At 36.8% G+C, this 8760-nt stretch carries 8 protein-coding genes; all 8 read left to right on the top strand.

The genetic code is table 11. The annotated features are described in order from the left end of the window. Positions 1–318 precede the first annotated feature (318 nt). The 8 genes from FEZ33_RS11410 (at position 319) to FEZ33_RS11375 (ending at position 8506) form a co-directional block, all read left to right on the top strand. Entirely contained in the window at positions 319–900 is a 582-nt protein-coding gene (locus FEZ33_RS11410) for a thymidine kinase (RefSeq protein WP_138405503.1), read from the top strand. 16 nt (positions 901–916) lie between these two features. Continuing rightward, positions 917–1996 (top strand): peptide chain release factor 1, encoded by a 1080-nt coding sequence (gene prfA, locus FEZ33_RS11405; RefSeq protein WP_138405502.1) that lies wholly within the window; start codon positions 917–919, stop codon positions 1994–1996. Further along, complete coding sequence (prmC, locus tag FEZ33_RS11400; RefSeq protein WP_138405501.1) at positions 1980–2831, top strand: peptide chain release factor N(5)-glutamine methyltransferase; 852 nt, start codon at positions 1980–1982, stop codon at positions 2829–2831. Before prfA ends, prmC begins: the two co-directional genes overlap by 17 nt. Positions 2832–2845: 14 nt before the next feature. Beyond that, entirely contained in the window at positions 2846–3889 is a 1044-nt protein-coding gene (locus tag FEZ33_RS11395) for an L-threonylcarbamoyladenylate synthase (protein ID WP_138405500.1), read from the top strand. Positions 3890–3917: 28 nt separating this feature from the next. Next, a complete protein-coding gene (glyA, locus tag FEZ33_RS11390; RefSeq protein ID WP_138405499.1) occupies positions 3918–5141 on the top strand; it encodes a serine hydroxymethyltransferase in 1224 nt (407 codons plus the stop codon). Positions 5142–5164: 23 nt separating this feature from the next. Next, positions 5165–5803, top strand: coding sequence for a uracil phosphoribosyltransferase (upp, locus tag FEZ33_RS11385; RefSeq protein ID WP_138405498.1), 639 nt, complete (start codon positions 5165–5167; stop codon positions 5801–5803). A gap of 223 nt (positions 5804–6026) precedes the next feature. Next, complete coding sequence (locus tag FEZ33_RS11380; protein ID WP_138405497.1) at positions 6027–7286, top strand: hydroxymethylglutaryl-CoA reductase, degradative; 1260 nt, start codon at positions 6027–6029, stop codon at positions 7284–7286. Beyond that, positions 7283–8506, top strand: coding sequence for a hydroxymethylglutaryl-CoA synthase (locus FEZ33_RS11375; RefSeq protein WP_328590797.1), 1224 nt, complete (start codon positions 7283–7285; stop codon positions 8504–8506). Before FEZ33_RS11380 ends, FEZ33_RS11375 begins: the two co-directional genes overlap by 4 nt. The last annotated feature ends 254 nt before the right edge of the window (positions 8507–8760 follow it).

Here is an 8760-nt window from a genome sequence, read left to right as displayed (position 1 = left end):
TCTGTAAGATATCTGTAGTAAGATTGTTCATAGGGAAGTCCTCTTTTCTGTGAATGTAGTGTGGTAACTCTATTCTACAGAAGGGGCTTCCTTTTTTCTATTTACACAAGATATTTTACACTCTCATTCCAAAATACACTTTTACCATAATTGTAATCAAAGTCGAATGCAGGTATGATATTCTTAGTTAGGAATATATAGAGTATACCCTAAAATCACTTAAGATATTTTTATGATAATATTTCATCCAAGCAATTGACTAAGATGCTTGAGTATTTTATTATTAATAGTTGAGAGTAGAAAAGAAGGAGTTAGATCATGGCGAAACTGTACTTCAAATACGGTGCAATGAATAGTGGGAAATCAATTGAAATCGTAAAGGTTGCACATAACTATGAAGAGCAAAATAAACCAGTTAAAATTTTTACGAGTGCTGTCGATACACGTACAAAAGTAGGCTTAGTTGCAAGTCGTACAGGATTAGAACGTGAAGCAACTCCGATTACGGATGACATGGATTTATTTGAAGAGATTGCTGCAATTGATACGGAGTTATATTGTATCTTAATCGACGAAGCGCAATTCTTGAAAAAACATCATATATTAGAACTTGCTCGTGTTGTAGATCAATTAAACATTCCAGTTATGGCATTCGGTTTAAAAAATGATTTCTCAAACGAGCTTTTTGAAGGTTCGAAATACCTTCTCATCTATGCTGACAAGATTGAAGAACTCAAGACAATTTGTTGGTATTGTCACCGTAAAGCGACAATGAACTTAAGAATTAATGACGGAGAACCGGTATATACAGGAGAACAAATCCAAATTGGTGGAAATGAATCCTATCTACCAGTCTGCCGAAGCTGCTACAACAATCCAGGCGGCGTAAACAAGTTATAAGAAATGGGGAAAAATAATGTTTGAACAACTAGATTCGCTAATTTTTCGCTATGACGAAGTTAATGAATTACTAAGTGACCCAAGTGTGATTAGTGATACAAACCGTCTACGAGAATTAACGATTGAAGAAAGTGATTTAAGACCCAAAGTCGAAAAAATCAAACGCTATAAACAAGTTAATGAAGAAATCGGTGAAACAGAAGAAATTCTATCAGAGAATACTGACGATGAAATGGCTGAGTTAGCGAAAGAGGAATTATCATCTTTAAAATCTGAGCGTGAAGAATTAGAAAGTCAAATTAAAATTATGATGATTCCTGAAGATCCAAATGATAAAAAGAATATCATTATGGAAATTCGTGGGGCAGCCGGTGGAGACGAAGCACAATTATTCGCTGGAGATTTACTAGATATGTATACGCATTACGCTACGAACCAAGGGTGGAAAGTAGAAGTCATTGATGCAAACATTACAGGTATCGGTGGTTATAAAGAAGTAACCTTAATGATTTCAGGTGATAAAGTGTATTCAAAACTTAAATATGAAAACGGCGCTCACCGTGTTCAACGTGTTCCTGAGACTGAATCTCAAGGACGTGTCCATACTTCAACGGCAACGGTTATCGTAATGCCTGAAGCTGAAGAAATCGATTTCGATATTGATGACAATGATATTCGTGTCGACATCTACCACGCGAGTGGAGCGGGTGGACAGCACGTTAACAAGACAGCTTCAGCGGTACGATTAACACATATTCCAACGAATACAGTGGTTGCGATGCAAGATGAGCGTTCACAATTGAAAAACCGTGAAAAAGCAATGAAAATCTTACGTGCACGTGTATTTGATAAAGTGCAAGAAGAACAACAATCTGAGATTGATGCAGATCGTAAGTTAAAAATCGGAACAGGAGATCGCTCTGAAAGAATCCGCACATATAACTTTCCACAAAGTCGAGTGACTGATCACCGAATTGGACTGACAATTCAACAGTTAGAATCAATCTTAAGTGGTAATTTAGATGACATAATTGATGCATTAATTGTCTACGACCAAACTCAACTATTGGAGGAGTTAAATGGTCCAAACAGTTAATCTAACATTAGGTGAAGCTTTGAATAAAGCTTCACTTTTTTTAAAAGCTTCGGGGTTAGATGAGCATTTAGCAAGAACGTATTGGATGATGACTTTTGAACAAACATTAACAGATGTTGTACTAGGTTTGAATAAACCAGTCAAAGAAGAAATGTATACACACTATATGCGCATACTTGAACAAATCGTTGAAGGAAAACCCATTCAATATCTACTCGGTCATGCTTACTTTATGGAAGAAAAATTTAAAGTGACAGAACACACGCTGATTCCTAGAGAAGATACTGCTGGGATTGTCAGTTTGTCTAACCACTATTTGGAAGAGAAAGTGGACGCTAAAGTGTTAGATATTGGAACGGGCACGGGGATTTTAGCTATAATGATAGCGAAGTTAAATCCAGAGCAACACGTTTTTGCCTCAGATATTTCACCTGAAGCACTCAAAGTCGCTAAAGAGAATGCATTAAATCACCAAGTTAATGTGGAGTTTATCGAAAGTAATTTATTTGAACATATTCCACAACAAAACTTTGATCTTATCGTATCCAACCCACCTTATATTAGTGAAGATGAGTTGGATTTAATGGATGACAGCGTGAAGAAGTTTGAACCGTCATTAGCCTTATTTGCAGAAGATAATGGACTGGCAATATACAAACAACTCGCTAAACAAATACAATCATATGTAAAGGAAACGAGCATGATCATTGTGGAAATTGGTTTCCAACAAGGAGAAGCAGTTAAAACTATCTTCTCTGAGACCTTTCCAAATTCCACTATTGAAATTATCCTAGATTTAAATGGAAAAAATCGTTACGTACAAATTGAATTGTAAAGTAGGTATATAGAATGAATAATGAAAAACTAAATAAAACTAAAATATTTGGACGTGAGGAATTACGCGAAGCAGCGGATTCTTTAAAGCAAGGAGAATTAGTTGCATTTCCAACTGAAACCGTCTTTGGTTTAGGTGCAATTGCCAACAACGACCAAGCCGTCAAACAAGTATTTAAAACTAAAGGACGCCCTTCAGATAATCCGTTAATTGTGCATGTTCACAGTATCGATTCAGTTTATGATTTTGTTAATGAAGTGAACGATGTGGCTCTAAAATTAATGGAAACTTTTTGGCCGGGACCTTTAACAATTATCTTTCCGGTTAAAAAAGGTATATTTGCTGAAAGTGTCACACCGAATCAAAAGACTGTGGGGATTCGCATGCCTAATCAATTGGAAACTTTACTTTTAATTGAGATGGTTGGTTTTCCTTTAGTCGGCCCAAGTGCAAATTTATCTGGTAAACCGAGTCCAACGTCCATTGAGCATGTTATTCATGATTTTGATGGAAAGATTGCGGGCGTCGTGAATAATTATTCTGAGTTCACACAAGTAGGTGTTGAGTCAACGGTCGTTTGGCCGACAGCAGAACGCATTGAAATTTTAAGACCAGGGGCTATTACGCAAGCCATGTTAGCCAATGCAACAGGCATTGAAGTGTTAGAGAAATCGAGCGAGGAACAAATGAAAGGTACTACAATTGCCAGTCCAGGTGTGAAGTATACGCATTATAGTCCGAGTCAACCTGTTAAGATGATTGATCCTTCTCATTCGCTTGAAGATTGGAAAGACTTTATTAATGAAACAGATTTGAAGATTGGAATCTTGGCACAAGAACATATTATTTCTGAATTACAGACAAATAGTATTGGTTTCAGTTACTATTCATTAGGAAGCGATGAAGAGCTTGAACAAGCAACTCAACGCCTATTTGCAGGCTTACGTTTCCTTGAAAGTAGTGACTGTGATGTGATTTTTGCGCAGGCATTTGAAGAGACTGATGAAACACATGCATATTTAAACCGTCTTTCTAAAGCATCGTCGAGTATGATATAATATAAAAAAATAACCTGGAGGTATCACTATGACATTTACTGATGATACATTTGTATTTGAACAGATTAAGAACGAGCAACTACGTCAACAAAATGGGATTGAATTAATTGCGTCTGAGAATTTCGTTTCACCAAGTGTTTTAAAGGCTCAAGGAAGCATTTTGACTAACAAATATGCTGAAGGGTATCCTGGTAGGCGATATTATGGCGGTTGCGAATTTGTTGATAAAATTGAACAAATTGCGATTGATCGAGCAAAAGAATTATTTAATGCTGAGTATGCAAACGTGCAACCACATTCTGGTTCTAGTGCAAACTTAGCTGTTTATCGTGCCTTTTTAGAACCAGGCGACAAAGTTTTGGGTATGGACTTATCTCAAGGTGGTCATCTAACTCATGGTTCGCCAGTCAACTTTAGTGGACAATCTTATGAGATGTATAGTTATGGTGTTGATCCGACGACAGAACGCATTGATTACGATAAACTTGAAGAAATTGCTACAGAAGTCCAACCCAAAATGTTGATTGCTGGTGCAAGTGCTTATTCGCGTGAAATCGACTTTGAACGCATCGGTGACATCGCTAAAAAAGTGGGAGCGATCTATTTTGTAGATATGGCTCACATTGCTGGTTTAGTAGCGGTTGGAGAGCATCCAGATCCTATTCCTTATGCGGATGTTGTAACGACAACAACACATAAGACACTTCGAGGACCTCGTGGTGGGATGATTCTTGCGAAAGAAGAGCATGCGAAGAAATTAAACAAAGCGATATTTCCAGGTATTCAAGGCGGGCCATTGGAGCATGTCATTGCTGCCAAAGCTGTTGCGCTTCATGAAGCATTGCAACCAGCCTTTAAAGATTATATTAAGCAAGTAAAACTCAATGCAAAAGCAATGTCACGAATATTTGATCTAAGTCCACTAAGAATTATTTCAGGCGGCACAGACAATCACTTATTCTTAATTGACGTGACTCCACTTGGTATCACAGGTAAATGGGCACAAGAGCGTTTAGATGCAGTAGGTATCACTGTAAATAAAAACTCAATCCCATTTGATAAAGAATCATTTGTTCAAACAAGTGGTATTCGAATTGGAACAGCCGCAATTACTACACGTGGATTGAAAGAATCAGATGTAGAATTAGTAGCGGATTTTATCCTTGATGCTTTATCAGCAGAAGAGGACGAAATGTCAGAAATTAAAGACAAGGTCTATGAACTAATGAAAGACCGACCATTATTTAAATAATAAATTATCTTAGGAGGAATAAAATGGCAAAGTTTGAAGTAGTGAATCATCCATTAATTCAACATAAACTAACAATTATTAGAGATAAAGATTGTTCAACAAAGGTATTTCGTGAAGTAACAAATGAAATTGGTATGTTGATGGCTTATGAAATTACGAGAGATCTTCCTTTAGAAGATATTGAAATTGAAACACCGATTATGAAAACAACTCAAAAACAAATTGCTGGTAAAAAATTGGCAATTGTCCCAATCTTACGAGCAGGTTTAGGTATGGTAGATGGAATCATGGACATGATTCCAGCAGCTCGTGTTGGACATATCGGCGTGTATCGTGATCCTGATACGTTAGAAGCCATTGAATATTTTGCTAAATTCCCACAAGATATCGACGAGCGTCGTGTGTTCGTTGTTGATCCAATGCTTGCGACAGGAGTTTCTGCAATCACTGCACTTAACCAATTAACAACAAAGTATAATGTAAAAGAAGAAAACATTACATTTGTTTGTTTAGTAGCAGCACCAGAAGGAATAAAAGCTTTACAAGAAGCGCATCCAAATGTAGATATCTACACTGCAGCTTTAGATGAGAAACTAAACGAACATGGTTATATCATCCCAGGTCTAGGAGATGCTGGAGATCGAATTTTTGGAACAAAATAATTAATTTACAACTCATTCAAAAAAGCGAATATGCTATTCATGATGACTGGACACAGACGAAGTTTAGAAATTTACTAGAATATATAATGTATTCATAGTATAATAAACGGCTGAAACGGTAAGTGTACTTTGTACCCCATCTTAATAGTTATATTCGTTTTTTAATGTCTACAAATATGATTGACTAAATAAATCAAAAATATCAATTTGAAGGAGCAATAATATGGATCAAAGGCAATTTTTCTCAGGCTTTTACAAGCATTCGATATCCAAACGATTAGAATTAATGGAATCATGGCTGGGTTTATCTATTAATTCAGCGGATACCATGTTGCCGGAAGCCTATGCGAATCAAATGATAGAAAATTATTTATTTAATTATCATTTACCTCTAGGTGTTGCAGTTAATCTTAAAGTGAATAATGCTAAGTATGTAGTTCCGATGGCAATAGAGGAGCCATCTGTGATTGCAGCGGCCAGTTTCGGAGCTAAATTACTAGGAAATATTCAGGCAGAAACGAAAGAGCGACTGCTAATTGGACAAATTATTATGACAGTTCAACAACCTATGGCTGAAATTCAACAGATTATTAAAGAGAATAAGGCGAAACTTCTCGACATTGCTTCTCAAGCAAGTGCGTCCATGGTCAGACGTGGCGGCGGGCCAAGAGATATTTGGGTTGAAGAGAAAGAGCATCCTAATCGCAATTACATCAGTATTTATTTATCACTTGATCCCTGTGACGCTATGGGTGCTAATGTGATTAATACTGTCTTAGAAGCACTTTCTCCAACGATGGAATCCATCATTGAAGGTGAAGTCTTAATGAGTATATTATCCAATTACCAGCCTCAGGCAGTAACTATAGCTTCAGCCAAAATACCATTTGTTCACTTAAGCAATGATAAAGACGAAGCGATTAGTTTAGCAGAGCGTCTTGAGATGGCTTCAGACTATGCTTGGTTAGATCCCTACCGTGCTACAACACATAATAAAGGAATCATGAATGGAATTGACGCCGTAGTTATTGCGACAGGAAATGATTGGAGAGCAATTGAAGCAGGTGCTCATGCCTATGCAGTCAAAGACGGGCAATACCGCTCACTGACTAAGTGGCAAGTAAATTATGAAGATGAAATGTTAGAAGGTAGCATTGAGATACCATTACAAGTTGCTACTGTTGGCGGTACATTATCATCCCATCCAACCGCAAAACTTGCCTTACAGATGCTCAATATCACATCAGCCAAAGTTTTATCAAATGTCATCGCGTCTATTGGCCTCGTACAAAACTTTGCTGCTATGAGAGCTTTAGTTAGTGAAGGCATCCAAAAGGGACATATGCGCATGCAAGCGCGTGCTTTAGCCATGCAGGTAGGCGCAACAATAAAAGAAATACCGGCTGTTGTGACTCAGTTAAGTGAAGCTGGGCAAATGAATCGGGATACAGCAAGAAAGATTTTAGACGAAATACGGAAATAGAGATAGAGAAGGAGTGGATTCAAATCGTAAAGGTAGGAATCGATCAAATTACATTTCACGTACCAAATCACTACGTTGATATGGTTGAATTAGCAAAAGCTAGAGACATTGATCCAAATAAATTCTTAATTGGTATTGGGCAAGAGAAAATGGCTGTACCAACCATTGAAGAAGATATCGTTGCTATGGCAGCAAATGCAGCCAACAAAATTGTAACTGAAGAAGATAAAGAATTAATTGATCAAGTTATCTTTGCTACAGAATCAGGTTTTGATTTCTCAAAATCAGCTGCGACTTACATTCACCAAATGCTAGGTATTCAACCTTTTGCTAAAGCCTACGAAGTGAAACATGCTTGTTACGGAGGAACAGCAGGACTTATATCTGCATTTAATTACATAAAGCTGAACCCAGAACGAAAAGTTTTAGTGATAATGTCAGATATCTCCCGCTATGGACTCAACTCGGGTGGGGAAGCGACTCAAGGTGCAGGCGCAATTGCCATGTTAGTAACTGCAAACCCTCGCATCTTAGCATTAGATAGCGAAACACTAAGTCTGACAGAAAATCAGTTCGACTTCTGGCGTCCATCATACGCCGAAGTACCATATGTACAAGGTAAATACTCAACAGAACTATACATTGAAATGTTCAATACGATTATAGAAGAGTATGCAAAACGTTACCCTGAACGCCTAAGTGATTTGCAAGCCATCTCATTCCACTTACCATTTACAAAGATGGGACGTAAATGTCTGCAATCTTTAGAGAATAAAGAAGAAACGAATATTAACCCAGAGTTAGTAGAAAGATGGTTTAGTCATTATCAAGACTCAACTTTTATTGGTCGCCAAGTTGGGAATGTTTATACAGGATCATTATACTTAAGCTTAATTTCTTTACTGAACTTCGATGACAATCTTGAAGAAGGACAAAGAATCGGGATGTTTAGTTATGGATCTGGTGCGGTTGCAGAATTATTCACAGGTATCTTACAACCAGGCTTCAAAGAAAATGTTTCTAAAGAAGGTACGTTATTACACTTGAATCGACGAGAAAAATTAGATATCAAAGCTTATGAAGAAAATTTCGAAAAAACACTTTCTAACGAAGATGGCGTCATCGAAGTCGTAAAAGATAAAGAAACACTTCATCCAGGGTTCTACTTAGATCGCATTGATGATCACCGTAGATACTATAATGAAATAACAACAAAATAGTCTAAGATTAAACTAGAACAAATCATTATTTGTTCTAGTTTTTTGTATAAAATAATATTATTAACTAGCCAAGAATATGATAACGTATTCAGAATTAAATTAAGAATATTAAAATTTGTTTGTTAATCCTGAATAATTCATAGTTTTTCTAAAAATGTCAATTAATGTTGTGATTATAGTACTTGTAGTAAATTGCTTCATCACCCGTTAGGTGATGCAAAAAGAACCCCTTTCTGATATGGTTAATTCACAAC

Origin of the sequence: Ruoffia tabacinasalis, from assembly GCF_005864045.1 — a bacterium.
Taxonomy (GTDB): domain Bacteria; phylum Bacillota; class Bacilli; order Lactobacillales; family Aerococcaceae; genus Ruoffia; species Ruoffia tabacinasalis.
Note: the sequence above shows the minus strand (reverse complement) of the source record. Positions and strands in the feature narration are given on the sequence as shown.